The organism is Ruegeria sp. AI3, assembly GCF_056541245.1.
This window is the reverse complement of sequence record NZ_JBQFYA010000016.1, coordinates 51,673-66,330: the sequence shown is the minus strand read 5'-3', so window position 1 is coordinate 66,330 and position 14,658 is coordinate 51,673. Positions and strand designations below refer to the sequence as shown.

At 57.7% G+C, this 14,658-nt stretch carries 14 protein-coding genes; 5 read left to right on the top strand and 9 right to left on the bottom strand.

Annotated features, from left to right (window positions below; translation table 11 throughout):
• The first annotated feature begins 17 nt into the window (after positions 1-17).
• Complete coding sequence (locus ACRZ95_RS20325; protein WP_170678928.1) at positions 18-1,022, top strand: AraC family transcriptional regulator; 1,005 nt, start codon at positions 18-20, stop codon at positions 1,020-1,022.
• 344 nt (positions 1,023-1,366) lie between these two features.
• Here the strand turns inward: ACRZ95_RS20325 and ACRZ95_RS20320 are convergent, their stop codons facing one another.
• On the bottom strand, positions 1,367-2,650 hold the full coding sequence (locus ACRZ95_RS20320) for a cytochrome-c peroxidase (protein WP_480555493.1): 1,284 nt from the start codon (positions 2,648-2,650) through the stop codon (positions 1,367-1,369).
• Positions 2,651-2,653: 3 nt separating this feature from the next.
• Here ACRZ95_RS20320 and ACRZ95_RS20315 point away from each other — a divergent pair, with 3 nt between their 5' ends.
• Positions 2,654-3,124: a tetratricopeptide repeat protein gene (locus ACRZ95_RS20315; RefSeq protein WP_170678926.1), complete on the top strand. Its 471-nt coding sequence runs from the start codon at positions 2,654-2,656 to the stop codon at positions 3,122-3,124.
• Between the two features lie 30 nt (positions 3,125-3,154).
• On the opposite strand, the gene ACRZ95_RS20310 is transcribed toward ACRZ95_RS20315, so the two are convergent.
• The 6 genes from ACRZ95_RS20310 to ACRZ95_RS20285 are packed head-to-tail and all read right to left on the bottom strand — an operon-like array spanning position 3,155 to position 8,731.
• Positions 3,155-4,216 carry a TRAP transporter substrate-binding protein gene (locus tag ACRZ95_RS20310; protein WP_170378744.1) on the bottom strand — a complete coding sequence of 354 codons (1,062 nt, stop codon included), beginning with the start codon at positions 4,214-4,216 and terminating at the stop codon, positions 3,155-3,157.
• Between the two features lie 24 nt (positions 4,217-4,240).
• Positions 4,241-5,530 (bottom strand): TRAP transporter large permease, encoded by a 1,290-nt coding sequence (locus ACRZ95_RS20305; protein WP_170378746.1) that lies wholly within the window; start codon positions 5,528-5,530, stop codon positions 4,241-4,243.
• Positions 5,531-6,118 (bottom strand): TRAP transporter small permease subunit, encoded by a 588-nt coding sequence (locus ACRZ95_RS20300; protein ID WP_170678924.1) that lies wholly within the window; start codon positions 6,116-6,118, stop codon positions 5,531-5,533.
• A 53-nt stretch (positions 6,119-6,171) separates the two neighbouring features.
• Positions 6,172-6,687 (bottom strand): flavin reductase family protein, encoded by a 516-nt coding sequence (locus tag ACRZ95_RS20295; protein WP_170556584.1) that lies wholly within the window; start codon positions 6,685-6,687, stop codon positions 6,172-6,174.
• Entirely contained in the window at positions 6,687-7,577 is an 891-nt protein-coding gene (locus tag ACRZ95_RS20290; protein WP_170678922.1) for an aldo/keto reductase, read from the bottom strand. Before ACRZ95_RS20290 ends, ACRZ95_RS20295 begins: the two co-directional genes overlap by 1 nt.
• On the bottom strand, positions 7,577-8,731 hold the full coding sequence (locus ACRZ95_RS20285) for an LLM class flavin-dependent oxidoreductase (RefSeq protein WP_170678920.1): 1,155 nt from the start codon (positions 8,729-8,731) through the stop codon (positions 7,577-7,579). Before ACRZ95_RS20285 ends, ACRZ95_RS20290 begins: the two co-directional genes overlap by 1 nt.
• A 105-nt stretch (positions 8,732-8,836) precedes the next feature.
• Between ACRZ95_RS20285 and ACRZ95_RS20280 the strand changes: the two genes are divergently transcribed.
• The 3 genes from ACRZ95_RS20280 to ACRZ95_RS20270 all read left to right on the top strand — a co-directional run bounded on the left by ACRZ95_RS20280 (position 8,837) and on the right by ACRZ95_RS20270 (position 12,369).
• Complete coding sequence (locus ACRZ95_RS20280; protein WP_170678918.1) at positions 8,837-9,547, top strand: GntR family transcriptional regulator; 711 nt, start codon at positions 8,837-8,839, stop codon at positions 9,545-9,547.
• Between the two features lie 12 nt (positions 9,548-9,559).
• Positions 9,560-10,657, top strand: coding sequence for a Gfo/Idh/MocA family protein (locus ACRZ95_RS20275; RefSeq protein ID WP_170678916.1), 1,098 nt, complete (start codon positions 9,560-9,562; stop codon positions 10,655-10,657).
• A gap of 713 nt (positions 10,658-11,370) precedes the next feature.
• Positions 11,371-12,369 carry a LacI family DNA-binding transcriptional regulator gene (locus tag ACRZ95_RS20270; protein WP_170678914.1) on the top strand — a complete coding sequence of 333 codons (999 nt, stop codon included), beginning with the start codon at positions 11,371-11,373 and terminating at the stop codon, positions 12,367-12,369.
• Here ACRZ95_RS20270 and ACRZ95_RS20265 read toward each other — a convergent pair whose 3' ends face one another.
• Positions 12,370-13,503: a Gfo/Idh/MocA family protein gene (locus tag ACRZ95_RS20265; protein WP_170678912.1), complete on the bottom strand. Its 1,134-nt coding sequence runs from the start codon at positions 13,501-13,503 to the stop codon at positions 12,370-12,372.
• Between the two features lie 38 nt (positions 13,504-13,541).
• Positions 13,542-14,645, bottom strand: coding sequence for a Gfo/Idh/MocA family protein (locus tag ACRZ95_RS20260; protein WP_170678910.1), 1,104 nt, complete (start codon positions 14,643-14,645; stop codon positions 13,542-13,544).
• Positions 14,646-14,658: the final 13 nt, after the last annotated feature.

The following is a 14,658-nucleotide window of genomic DNA, read 5'->3' as shown; positions in this document are numbered from 1 at the left end:
CTGAAAGGGAGACGAAATTGCCGTTCAACTCCACCTCTCAAGAGCATAGCGAAGGGTTCATTCGCCTCGCTTTGGCAGCTCCGTTTCTGCAGTATCTCACTGACCGCGAGCTCGATCCGCAACCGGCCTTGGATCAGGTCGGCTTGAAGTCCGAACTGTTGTCTGACCCTTCTGTCTATGTCCACTCAGAGCTGGTTTACGGTCTGCTAAATGCCTTCTCAGACGTGTCTGGGGACCGATACCTTGGCCTGAATGTAGGCGAGACTTTTGACCTGCGGGAATGGCCTCCGTTCGCTCAAGCCCTACAATCGACAAACTCGCTGTTCGAGTTCTTTACCCGCTTTATTGGGCTTGTCCCGCAGGAGTCCAATTCCGTGCGGCACAGCCTTGTCATCGAAGCGGACAAAGCAACCTATCGTATCGAGAGGCAACAGGAACCCGCTGTCCCACCCATTCAAGTGACCGGTTTTGGAGCCGCGATCTATGTACGGCTTCTGGAGACTGTCGTCGGAGAATCCTGGGATTCTTCGCGTGTGCGGTGGGAAAGCCGGTATATTACGGGTCTACCGGTCAACTACAAAGGGATCGAAGTTGGCTTGGGACCTGATCCCGGAATGCAAATCAGTTTTCCTGTGGAATGGTTGTTTCTGCACCATGCCTCCGAGGGTTCTGTCAAACACATAGCCTCAGCTCGACAAAACGAAGAAGTAACGGTGGTGGCCGCTTTGCGATCCGTCTTACGCGACAAACTGGATGAAACCGATCTGGGACCAGAGGTTGTGGCCGGACTACTGGGAATACAGCCGGAACGGTTTCTGAAAGCACTTCAACAACAAGGCACAACACTCCCCCGCGAAATAAAACGGCTGCGTGTCGATGTCGCCAAAGAGCACCTCAGAGATGACAAGATGACAATTGCTGAGATCGGTCTACTCCTTGGCTACTCAGACAAGTCCCATTTCACGCGCTTTTTCCGTGGTCAAACCGGAATGACACCAACCAAGTTCCGTCTTGGTGCATAAGTTCGTTGTAACTACTGGGACTGCTTGCCCCCTTCATAGAAAGTGCGGGTCGACAAGAATTTGCGACAAAATTTTGGAACCCTATTCAAGGATCGCAGTGGGACAATTGCCCCGATACCGGAGTTATGTCTCCCACAAGAACGGTGCGTCGGATTCTATGCAGGTCTTGTGAGGCTAAGCTGGTTTGATACCCTTTTAAGTGCCTGGATTGTTTTGTTTCGCGCCGCTCGTCAGAGTCTTTTTCCCTGCAGATCATTTCGGCCCAAGATCTCCTCGAAAGGGACAACCAAAAAGGACTGCAGGAGACGATTTCTCTGACGGCACCTTGCCGATGCGAGGGGTGGCTAAGGAATAAATCCTTTCGGCACTCCGAACTTCAATGAATCTACGCTGATACCTGTCAACGAATGCAGAAAAGCAATCAGGTTTTGAATTTCCAACTCCGTGAGTTGGATCGGAACAATGTCGCTTTTAATGCGTTGACGCTCCATTTCATAATCGTCCTCCCACACTATGAAATCGGTTTTTTGCAACCATGGCACCTCGGGCAAAGCAGCCATTTCAGGCCTCCAGTTGTCCAGGCTTGCCTGTGGGTTCAAGTGATGGCGAATGACGCTTTCCAGATCGGGGAAAGCGCCATTGTGACCGTAGGGCGCGGTCAGGGCAACATTGCGCAACATAGGGGTGCGGAACCTATATGCATCCTCTAGGCGGTTGCTTTCACCCATACGGCCTACATCCCGAACGAAGGGATCCCACTGCCGGGTGCGGCCCGGTCCAAAGGGCGGCAAACCTAAAGCATGGAACTTCTGATCTGACATGAGAGGTCCGGCGTGGCAGCTGGAGCATTGGGCTTTGCCGTAGAAAAGCTCCATCCCATCCAATTGGGCTGGTGAAAGGGCATTCGAGTCACCCTCGAGGTAGTGGTCAAACGGGCTGTCGGTGCTCTGCCACTCGATCGCCATGAAAGCGGCCAGAGCATTGGCGATTTGCGTGATCGTGATATCTTCGGTTGTCTCGACCTCATCAAAGGCGGCGACGATGGCCGGGCCATAGCGTGGATCGGTGCGGACGCGTTTCGCCAGAATAGGCCAGCCTTTGTCGATCCGATCATGCACCGCGCCTGTGACTTCATTCTCGGCCACATTGCCTGCCATCTCGAATTGTGAGGTCAGGGGAAACAGAGCCTGCGCCGCCAGTAGGGAATTCAGGCCCTCGGGCAGCCACTCCTGCGCTGGGGAATTGAAGCCGTTGCCGTAGACGTCTGAAATACTCAGCCTACCGTCGTGAAAGACCGTGTGAATTTCCTTGGCCCCAAGGTTCCACAAGCCCGGAGAGTTGCGAGGGATGCGTTTGCGTATTCTGTCTGCCCCGGTACCGGGTGTGCGGTCCGGTCCCAACCCCTGCCCGCCTTCTCCTATGCCTAGTGACAACCCATCTGAGGTGCCAAAATCCGGGTGGTGGCAATGGGCACAGCTGATGTTCTGGTTGCCCGACAGGATCGAGTCGTAAAACAGTTGATGACCAACGGCAGCCTGTTCCATATCAAATGGGATAAAGTCATCATCGGTGAGCGGGCGCGGCAAGTCCTGTGCCGCAGCGGCCCCAACCCAGAAGAGAGCAACCAACCCATGCGTCAGCTTGTTTTCGCCCTTTGCATATTTGCGCCTCCGGCTCTGGCGGAGCTGGAGCAAGCGCGAGATATGATGGAGGCCGGACAGTTTGAAGCCGCGCGACAGGAGCTTCTTCCAGCCGCGCGCTCGGGCAACGCCGAGGCTGAGGAGTTGATCGGCGTGATGTACGGTCTGGGCCTCGGAGTCGAGCAGGACTACGAGCGGGCCTTTGAATGGTATCTGCGCGCCTCGATGAAGGGGCATCCGGGGGCTCAGTCGGGCGTTGGCTGGTACTATGAATTGGGTCTGGGTATGCCCGCGCCCGATCTGGTGCGCGCCTATATGTGGTACACGCTCAGCGCTATCGGCGGCGACCCCGATGCAGCGATCAGCCTTGAGGAAGTGGTCAAGAAAATGTCGCCAGAGCAGATCGAAAGGGCGCATGTGCTGGTCAACGACTACAAAGGGTGGATGTACCCGTTTCGGTGAGGGCCGGGCCACAAAGCCCGGCCTATGTACTTAGTTCAAGTCCGCATCGCGTGAGGCGTTTACATCGGCCTCAGCCGCAGCTACCGCTTCGGTCAACGCACCAAAGATTTCGTCCCCACGGGCAACGTTGGATTGGAACCAGTCATACACCGGGGTTGCGGCCTCTTTGAACGCGGCCTTCTGATCGGGCGTCAGCACGTAGAGGTCTCCGCCACCGGCGACAAAATCCTCATAGGCCTGAATCGACTTGCGCTTGGGCGAGGCAAAGGTGGCCTGCTGCAGCGCATAGAAACCGTCGACAACGACACGGCGCATATCCTCAGGCATCTCCTGGAACTTGGCGTTGTTCATCCACCACAGCGCGCCCATATAGGCATGGCCGTCCAGCGTGACATATTGCAGACCCGCGTCAGGGAATTTCATGCCCATGATGTCAGTGATGCCGTTCTTGGAACCCTCAACAACACCGGTCTGGAAGCTGGTGAACAGTTCCGGCCATGGGATCGGTGTCGGCGAAGCGCCCAGGGCTTTGACCAGTTCCTGCGGCAGGTCGGCGACCACGGTGCGGATTTTCAGACCTTCCATGTCGGCAGGCTCGGCGATGCGGCGCTGGGTGTTGGCGAAGTTGCGCCAGCCGCCGGTGTTACCTATGGTCATCAGACGGATCGCGCCGCCCGAGTCCTCCAGCGCCATGTTGCGCATGGTGCGGGTGAAGTCGCCGGACAAAACATGCTCGGCAATGCGGTCATCGGCCATCAGGTAAGGCAGGTCCAGAACCTGCACGTAAGGGAAGATGCCCGACGCGCCGCCCGAGGTGGAGATGTAGATATCAATCGTGCCATCCGCCACGCCCTGCAGGCATTCCGCACCGTTTGAGCAAAGCTGGGTTCCGATGAAAAGTTCAACCTCGATCGCGCCGTTCGACGCGGCCTCGACATAGTTCTTGAAGACAATCAGACCATCATAGTCTTCGTCATTTTCGTTCGAGTTGGCAGTGGCGCGCAGCGTGTAGTCGGCGGCTGTGGCGGCCATAGCGGACGCGGCCACGAGCGATGTGGCCACCGCTGCGGTTTTGATGAAATCTCTGAGCATGCGTTTCCTCCCTATGGAACTCAGTTAGTTGGCAAATCCCGTTATCCTCGGGATCGTCATGGATAGTGCGGGGATATAGGTGATCAGGAAGATCACTATGATTTCAACGGCTAGGAACGGCAGAATCGCCTTGGCGATGGTTTCGACCCGCTCACGCGATACGGCGGCGGCCACGAACAGCACCAAGCCCATTGGCGGTGTGGCTAGGCCGACGGTCAGGTTGACGCTCATGATGATCGCAAAGTGGATCGGGTCGACGCCGAGGCTGGTGAAGATGGGGCCAAGGATCGGACCAAGGATAATGATCGCGGGGCCTGCATCCAGAAACATGCCGACGATGAACAGTAGCAGGTTGATCAGGAACAGCAGGATCAGCGGGTTTTCCGACAGGCTGAGGATCAGCGAGGCCAGTTGTTCCGGCGCATGGCTGAGGCTGACAACCGTCTTGAACGCCATCGCCGCGCCGACCAGCAGAAGGACGACGGCGGAGGTCATGCCTGCGTTGCTGAGCACTTCGGGAACTTCTTTCCAAGTCAATGTGCGCAGGACGAAGAAGCCGATGATGAACGCGTAGCCCACGGCGACGGCGGCGGCTTCGGTTGGTGTGAAAATGCCGCCTAGAATACCGCCCAGAATGATCACCGGTGTCATCAATGGGAAGAAGGCTTTCAGGCTGGCCTGACGCCGCTCGGGCCATGTGTATTTGCGGCTGGCAACGGGGAAGTCGTAGCGGTCTGCCATGAGTTTGATCATCAGCATCAGGCCAACACCCACCATCACGCCCGGCACGATGCCCGCTAGGAACAGCGCGGCGACGCTTTCGCCCATGACGTAGGCGTAGATGATCATAATGCCCGAAGGTGGGATAATTGGTCCGATCACCGAACTGGCCGCCGTGATGGCGGCGGCGAATTTGCGGGTATAGCCCTGCTTCTCCATCGCTGGGATTAGCATCGACCCAAGCGCCGAGGTGTCCGCCACAGCGGACCCCGAGAGGCCCGCGAAGAGGATTGAGCTGAGGACGTTCACATGCGCAAGACCGCCGCGCAGATGGCCCATCAGTGCCTGGCTGAACTCGACCAGACGGATGGTGATGCCGCCCCGGTTCATCAACTCTCCGGCCAGCATGAAGAAGGGAATCGCCATCAGCGGGAAGCTGTCCATACCGTTATAGACATTGCGATAGAGAAGCGTGATGTCGTTGGTCTGTCCGTTCAGCCAAAGCAGGATACCGGGCGCGGCTAGCAAAGCGAAAAAGACCGGCAGGCCGATCAGTAGGAAAATCAGGAAGGTGGGCAGGAACCAGATCAGCATCTATTCGGCCCCCACTGCCGCGTCAGGAATTTCAGGCAACAGGTGGCCCCCACCGAGCAGAGTGATGAAGGATCGCAGGATCAGCTCGATATTCACCGAAATCAGCAGAATGATCCCCACCAGCAACGAGGCCATCATCCAACTGCGCGGAATGCGGTACCATTCGTCGAACCCGAGTGAGGTAGGAAGGTATAGCGCGGCGGTGGCGAATCTACCTCCAAAGCCAGTGACCTCGGACCAGCCGATACTGACGGCAACCAGCAAGACGGCGAGCGAAATCAGCAGCAGGAACAGGTTCAGTGATTGGCCGGTTACGCGCGGTAGAAAGCGCTCCAGCATATCGATGGCCACAAAGCCGCCTCGCCGGAACGCGGTGGGGGCCATAAGCCCGGTCATCCACAACATGCAAAACCGCGCGGCCTCATCCGGCCATGGCAGTGCATTGCCCAGTACATACCGGAAAAACACTTGGATTAGGATTGCGATCACCATGAGTGCAATCGCAACGACACCAACCGCGCGGCCCAGACGCAGCACGGTTTCGTTCACGAATGCAATCGGTGCAAGCACCGATGCCAGTCCGCTCATGCGGATCCTCCCTTGTTCAGCCGCGGGTATGTCCCGCGGTCGTCAAATCGCGCTTAGTGCTGCGCGAATTGGCCGAGTTTCCCGGCATAAAAGGTCAGCGCGTCTCCGTCCGCCATGCTGGCCTTAAGAACCTTTCCCACCACAATAACGTGATCGCCCGCATCGTGATACGCGTGTTGTTCACATTCGAACCGCGCCAGGCAGTCCGGTAGGATCGGCGTTCCGTTCTCACAGCGCTCATGCGCGATGTCGCGCAGCGCAAAGGCGTCTTTCGAGCAGCCAAAGCACAGCTCGGCCTGTTCCGAGGACAGCACATGCACGCTGAAATGAAGGGCCTTGTGAAAATAGGGGAAGCGGCGCGAGTTGCGGTCACCCGCCCACATGATCAAGGGCGGGTCCAATGACAGCGACGAAAAGCTGTTGGCCGTAATGCAGACCGGGCCATCAGCGCTGTCGCATGTGACGATGGTGACGCCGGTCGCAAAACGGCCGAAAGCGTCGCGCAGAGTGCGGGTGTCGTCCTTGTGCGGAACGAAGGTGTGGGTCATGTCCTTTGAGATTGCATTCATCATGGTACTTCATGGCCCAGTGCCGCCTCATAGAGGCGGTACCAGCTTTCACGATCCAGTTTGACTTTCAACGCGTCCGAGGCGCGTTTGATCCGGTCCAGATTGTTGGTGCCCAGAACTGGCAGGATGTTGGCCGGATGCGCCAACAAGAAGGCCATGGCAACCGCGGCGCGATCCACGCCGAACTCGGCTGCGATTTCATCCGCGACAACGCCGACCGGAGGGTTTCCGGCCATCAACAACCCACCCCCCAACGGCGACCATGCCATCAGCGGATGACCATGTTGCTGGTGAAAAGCCAGATCACCATTGGTGAAGGGGCTGATCTCACCCAGAGACACCTCGATCTGGTTGGTGACCAGTTGGGTCTTCATCGCCGATTGCAGCAGTGACCAATCCCAAGGCCGGAAGTTCGACACGCCGACCGCGCCGACCTTACCACTGGCGACGACCTCGTCTAGCGCAGCTCCGGTCTCATGGTGGTCCATCATGGGATCAGGGCGGTGGATCAGAAGCAGATCGATATGGTCAATCGCCATTTCGGACAGGGACGTGTCCACCGATTTCACGATATGCGCGCGCGAGGTGTCATAGTATTTTACCTTGGCGTCCGCATAACGGCCAACCGGCGCGACGATGTCGCATTTAGTAACGATCTCCATCCGCTGACGCAGACCGGGATTGGAGCGCAGGGCATTGCCCAGAACTGCCTCGGCCCCGTAATCGCCATAGATATCGGCCTGATCGAAGGTGGTGATACCCTGATCCAGACAGGCCTGGATCTTGGCTTCGACATGTGCCGCCGATGTGTCTGAGTCGTCGCCCAAGCGCCACATGCCATAGACAAGGCGGCTCATTTCCAGCGAGTCAGATAGTTTCACGCGTTGCATCAGCGACGAACTCCGTTGCCCAGCGGGGTCGCCGGGGTAGTTGCAGGCACGCGCCCATAAGCTTCGGGCAGCGAACAGGTTTTCAGGTTGGGCAGCACGCGGGCGCCGAAATGTTTGGCTTCATCCATGTGCGGATAGCCCGAAAAGATGAAGGCGCGGATGCCCATCTTTTGGTATTCTTCAATCTTGCTCATAACCTGATCGGTCGAACCGACAAGCGCTGCGCCACAGCCCGAACGCGCACGCCCAACACCGGTCCAGAGACCCGGTTCAACATAACCATATTCATCCGCCAGATCGCGGTTCTTGGCCTGATGCGCAACGCCGAGAGAGGTCGAGTCAAGCGCCCGCTCCCGGATTGCACGACCATATTCGTCATCCAGTTTCGAAACGATGTAATCCGCATATTCCTGCGCCTCTGCCTCGGTATCCCGAACGATCATGTGAACACGCAAACCGTAGTCCAGCGTGCGGTTGTAGTTCTCGGCGACCGCATGAACGGCCTTCATGCGTTCGGCAAGTTGGTCCTTGGTTTCGGGCCACATCAGGTAGACGTCACAATGCTCGCCACAAAGGTCGAGCGCGGAGGGGGAATAGCCGCCGAAATAGAGCAGCGGCCCTCCAACCTGGTATGGCTTGGCCGGGTCAGTGGTCAGACCTGAGAAGTTATAGACCTCGCCTGCATGATTGATCTCATCCTGCGTCCAGGCCTGTTTCAGAATCTCTACCACTTCGCGCGAGCGCTGATAGCGGAACGCGCTGTCGGCTTTCTCACCGGGAAAGTCGGAGGAGATGATGTTGACCGTCAACCGCCCCTTCAGCATGTGATCCAGCGTCGCAATGGTGCGAGCAAGCATGATGGGCTGCATCTCGCCACAGCGTACGGCGGCCAGCATGTTGATCTTTTCGGTAATCGGTGCGCAACCAGCGACAAAGCTCAGCGTGTCCTGACCGACCTGATAGGAGGACGGGCAGAGGATATTGCGGAACCCCTGCGCTTCGGCCTCTTTCACGATGCCGGAACAATGCTCCCAACTCGACCGCAGGTCGCCATCGGGCACGCCAAGGAACTGGTAGTCATCGGAACACAGCGCAGCAAACCACGAAACTTCGGCCGCATCCAGATCGGGGGATGTGATGGGGACGATGCTCATTTGATTCACGCTCCGTACATCTTTGACTTTCCTCTTGCGTAGCAATCGCTTTGATGTAGATCAATAGTGTATCAATTTTTCCTGCGACCGAGTGAAGCGTCGACCGTGTCTGCCTCCAACCGAAACCCAAATGCCTTGCCGGTATATATTCAAATCGCGGAACTTCTGATCCGCGACGTCGCTGCCGGGCGCCTTATCGATGGCGAGCGTTTGCCACCCGAGCGAGAGATGGCGGCGGAGTTGAATGTCTCGGTTGGAACGCTCCGAAAATCACTCTCTGAGCTAGAAAAAAAGGGGATGTTGGAGCGTATCCAGGGCTCAGGCAATTACATCCGCGAGACCGGTACACAAAACAGCGTCTATGCAATGTTCAGGCTGGAACTACCTGAAGGGGGTGGCCTGCCACGTGCGGATATCCTGTCAGTTGACCATCTGAAGAAGCCAGCCAATCTGCCGAAATTCGGTGCTTCTGATGCTGGTTCGCGTGTCCGGCGGATGCGCTATCTGAATGATACAATCATCGCAGTCGAAGAAATTTGGCTAGACGAATCAGCGGGCCTGATCGACCAGAGCCTGCTGTCCGACTCACTCTATCGCTTCTATCAGCGCCAATTGGGCTTCTGGATCGCAAGAGCCGAAGACAGAGTCTCGGTCCAACCGTTACCGGACTGGACACCTCCTGACTTCACCAAACCAGCGGGCCAATCGGTAGGCTACATCGAGCGGTTCAGCTGGTCGGAAAACGCCGAACCCGTTGAATTCTCAAAAACATGGTTCGACCCAGATCGGGCCAACTACGTACAACGTTTGAAGTAAAAGGAATTGCACATGACCCGGACCATCAATTACGGGCTGATTGGATGCGGCATGATGGGGCAAGAGCACCTGCACAATATCGGATTGCTGGAAGGCACCAATGTAGCAGCGATCTTTGAGCCCGATCCAGAGATGGCAAAAGCTGCCAAGGCAATTGCGCCAAATGCGGCCATGGTGGGTTCCATGCAAGAGCTTCTGGCGATTGAAGCACTGGACTGCGTCGTCATTGTTAGCCCAAACCATCTTCATGTGGACCAGATTTGCGCGATCGCTGAAACACGTCCGCTACCGCTTTTGGTAGAAAAGCCACTATTCACCGACCCGCAAGACGGGGCTCGCCTCGAGCAGTTGCAGCGCGACTACCCCTGCCCGATTTGGGTTGCGATGGAATACCGGTACATGCCCCCTATTGCTGCTCTGATCGAGAAGGCTCAGGTGGCCGGTGGTATAAAAATGCTATCGATCCGCGAGCATCGTTTTCCGTTCCTCGACAAGGTCGGCCATTGGAACCGCTTCAACCGCAATACTGGCGGTACTTTCGTCGAAAAATGCTGCCACTTCTTCGACCTCATGCGTCTAATATTGCAATCCGACCCGGTACGCATAACGGCAAGTGGTGGGCAGGCAGTGAACCATTTGGACGAGAGCTACGATGGTCAAACCCCAGATATTCTGGATCACGGCTATGTTCTTGTGGATTTTGCCTCGGGTGCGCGCGCGATGTTGGAACTCTGCATGTTTGCCGAAGGCTCTCGCTATCAGGAAGAGATATCAGCCGTCGGACCAGACGCTAAAATCGAAGCGCTGGTTCCAGGACCGGTGCGCTTTTGGCAGGATCACTTGGGCGCTCCTCCACCTCCGCGCGTAATCGTGAGTCCGCGCAATCCCAAAGGCCCCGTATCAATGGACGTTCCAGTGGACCCGAACCTATTGGCGGCTGGGGATCACAATGGATCAACCTACTATCAGCACAAAGGTTTCTTGGCCGTGCTTCGTGGCGAAAAAGATAAGCCGGACGTAAGTTTAAACGACGGCCTCTGGGCGGTCAGAATGGGGCAAGCGGCGCAACGGGCGATAGACACGGGCGAAACGGTGTACATGGTCGATTGAACGGGTTCAAAAACACGGGCGCGTGTTGCAGCCCTTAAAAGACCCCATATCGCTCGAGTTTATGTCAGACATCACCAATCGATTTGGCAAAGGGCCAATTATGGCGACTGTGCAAGCCTACGTTTGTGCAGTCCTACTTGGATGCTCCGCTAGACTTTTTGTCTTGCCTTCCCTGCTGCGAACGGCCGCCTTTCATGATCGAGTGAGTTGCTCTTGCGGATGCAGCTCAGGTCCGCTTGCCCCGGACAAACCGAAACACCTTTCTTCTGTGTTGGCGTCCAAGCTCCAAGTAAACCAGTGCCTAACATGATGAAGATGTCGTGCAACTTGCTATACCGGCGACGGACCTGCTCGATCATCCGATGGCCCTGCCGATAACACCCATGTACCGAGCCTCGGCATCGAGATTAAATGTGCAGCTCTTATCCAGAATGCGGGCGGGCTGGACGCATAGCCTGATCTTTGGTCATTAGAACTATTGTGTAGTCGGTTCCACAACTACAGCACCCTACACGGTAAATTCGATCGCATAGGTTCGTTGGGTTTCGTGTCTCTCATCACCCAGGATGCTTCTTTTGAAAAACGCTCCTCCTCGCACGATGTTGATGTGGCTTTGTTGCAACCGGTTGCAACAATGCGGACTTGGTGCATAATGCTGACACCATGACACTACCCAGCGCCCTCCCCGCCCAATTGCCCGCAAGGCACCTGCCATGAGCGTCACCCTCAAAGATGTTGCCGCGCTGGCGGGTGTGTCGCGATCAGCCGTGTCGCGCACCTTTACCGAAGGCGCCTCGGTCTCGGCCAAAACCCGCAGTAAGGTGGAAAAAGCCGCGAAAGAGCTGGGATATAGCCCCAATGCGCTGGCCTCGTCGCTGACAACCGGGCGGACCAAGCTGATCGGGCTGATCTCGAACAACTTCCACAACCCGATCTTTTTGGAGGTGTTCGACCAGTTCACACGGGCCCTGCAGGAGCGCGGACTGCGTCCTTTGATCGTGAACCTGACCGACGAGACCGAGCCCGCCAATTCCGTTCGGATGTTGCGGCAATACTCGGTCGATGCCGCCATTGTCGCCTCATCGACCTTGCCCCCCAGTTTTGCCAAAGCGTTCCACGACGCTGGGGTTCCCGTCGTGCATACATTTGGCCGCTCGGCCACCTCGCCCGAGGTGCATGTGGTTGGCATCGACAACGTGGAATGCGGGCGTATGGCCGCGCGAGAGCTGGTGGCACGGGGGTACACACGCGTCGGGTATCTTGGGGGACCGAAGGATGCGACCTCGGCGATGGACCGATATCGCGGGTTCATCGAGGAAACAGCGCAATATGCGAACCTCGAGGTGTCGTATTCTTTCGCGCAGAATTACTCGTTCGATGCCGGGCGGGCCGAGATGCTGCGGCTGTTGGGTGGCGCCCCGGCCGAGGGGTATTTCTGCGGCGATGACATCCTGTCGATTGGCGCGCTGTCGGCCCTCAAGGATCATGGGCTGACGCCAGGACACGACATCGGCGTCATCGGCCTGAACGATATGGAAATGTCTCGTTGGGAAAGCGTCGACCTGACCACCATTCACCAGCCGATCAAGCAGATCATCAACGCCTCGGTGGATCTGGTCGAGGAGATGTTGAAAGAGCCTCAGAGATACCCTGAGGCCCGTATTTTCCCCTGCCGGGTGATCGAGAGGGGCACGCTGCGCCCCCGTGCCTGACTACCGGAACATTGGCGGACGCGCGTCTTTCCAAGCGCCGTCCTCTTTGCCCGACGCGACAGCAGCATGAACGGCGGCGATCGAACGCACACCGTCTGAAGCCCCGGGCAGACCGTCACGGGCCTCACCCCGGATCGCATCGGCCAGATCGCAGTAGATATTGGCCACAGCCAGCGGGAAGCCCTCAGGGTGGGCGATGGCCACGCGCGACAGTCGTTGCACTTCGTCATGCAGACCACCCTCGCCCTTTTCGATGATCTGGGTGCGCCCTCCGACTGGGGTGTAGATCAGCTGGTTGGGCTGCTCAGACGCCCAGCGCAAACCGCCGGTTTCACCAAACACTTGAATGTCGAACCCGTGTTGCCGCCCGATCGCCACGGACGACGTCCACAGGCGACCAACCGTGCCGCCTTCGGTACGGAAATTGATCATCGCGTCATCTTCCAGCTCGCGGCTGGAAATGGTCGAGGCCATATCAGCGGACAAGGATTTCACCTGATCATCGCAGACGAAACTGGCCATATGCAGCGCATGAATACCACAATCGGCGAATTGGCCTGAGACACCCGCCATCGCCGGATCATAGCGCCAGCGAACCCTAGGGTTTTCGGCATCCGTCGCATCGCCATGATGGCCATGGCTGAAATTGGTCACCACCAACCGCACCTTGCCGATATCTCCTGCCCGCACCATCGCACGGGCCTGCCGGATCATCGGATAGGCCGAGTAGCAGTAGTTCACCGCGCAGATCTTGCCTGAGGCCTCGGCCACGCGTACGATCTCTTCGCCTTCTTCGACCGTCATGGTCATGGGCTTTTCGCACAGGACGTTGAAGCCGGCCTCAAGAAACGCCTTAGCGATTTCGAAATGGGTGGAGTTCGGCGTGGCAATCGTGACCAGATCAATCCTGTCGGGGCGGTCTTTTTCGCCTGCCAGCATGTCCTGCCAGCTGCCATAGGCGCGGTCGGCGTTGATACCCAACCGCTGAGCATATTCACGGCCCACCTCGGGCCGATGATCCAAAGCGCCTGCCGCGAACTCGAACATCCCGTCCGCCTGCGCGCCCAACCGATGGGCAGGTCCGATCTGGCTGCCTTCGCCGCCACCAATCATGCCCCATTTCAGCTTTGCCATGGTCTTTGTCTCTCTTCAATTTTACCGAGCTAGAGCGATCAAAAATCGCTGATATCTTTCCACTGCCGCTGGTCCGACGAAGCCAGCGCAGCCGCCAGCACCCGGTTGACCTCATGCCCGTCGCGGAAGGTCGGCCAGATCGGATTGCCAGTGTGAATGGCTTGTAGGAAATCCTTGGCCTCGATGATGATCTGGTCCTGATAGCCGGTACCGTGACCGGGGCCCTGGCAGAAGGGCTCATAGTCCGGATGGGCGGGGCCGGTCAGAATCTTGGTGAAGCCTCGCTGCCCTTCCGGCCCTTCGCGGCGATAGAGCCAGAGGGCGTTCTGATCTTCCTGATCGAACCGGATTGCGCCCTTGGTGCCCGAGATCTCATAGGCATAACCCATCTTGCGACCCGTCGCGACGCGGCTGAAATAGAGATTGCCCATCACACCTTTTTCAAAGCGGCACATAATCTGGGCGTGATCGTCATTCGTAACCTCTCCGCCCGGACGCGTGCGGTGAACGGTTTCGACATCAGCCATGACCTGCGCGATCGGGCCGATCAGCGCCAGCGCGCCGTTTACCATATGCGGGGCCAGATCTCCGATCGTGCCGTTGGCCATGCCGGTCGTGCGCCACGTGGCGGGAGCGTCGGGGTCGGCATAGAAATCCTCAGTATGCTCACCGCGAAACCAGGTGACGTCGCCGATCTCACCATCAGTAATCAGCTGGCGCGCATACTGGCTGGCGGGAGTGCGGATATAGTTGAAACCCACCATGTTGACGACGCCGGCTTCCTCGGCCGCGCGTGTCATCGCCTGACTGTCCTCCAGCGACGCGCCCAGAGGTTTTTCGCACAGGACCGGCTTGCCCAAGGCAAAGGCTGCCTCGGCGATCTGGCGGTGCGTTTCCTGAGGCGATGCGATGACAATCGCTTCGACCTTCGGATCCTCAACCAGAGCGCGCCAATCGTCGGTCGCGCGCTGGAACCCATAGGCCGCACGGTATCGTTCGGCACTTTCAGTGGACGAGGCGCAAATCACCTCGAGCTGCGGACGCAGAGCAGTGTTGAACACAGCGCCCACGGCGGACATGGCAACAGAATGCGCCTTGCCCATATAGCCGCCACCAACAATTCCAATTCCGATTTCAGGCATCTGTCGCGGCTCC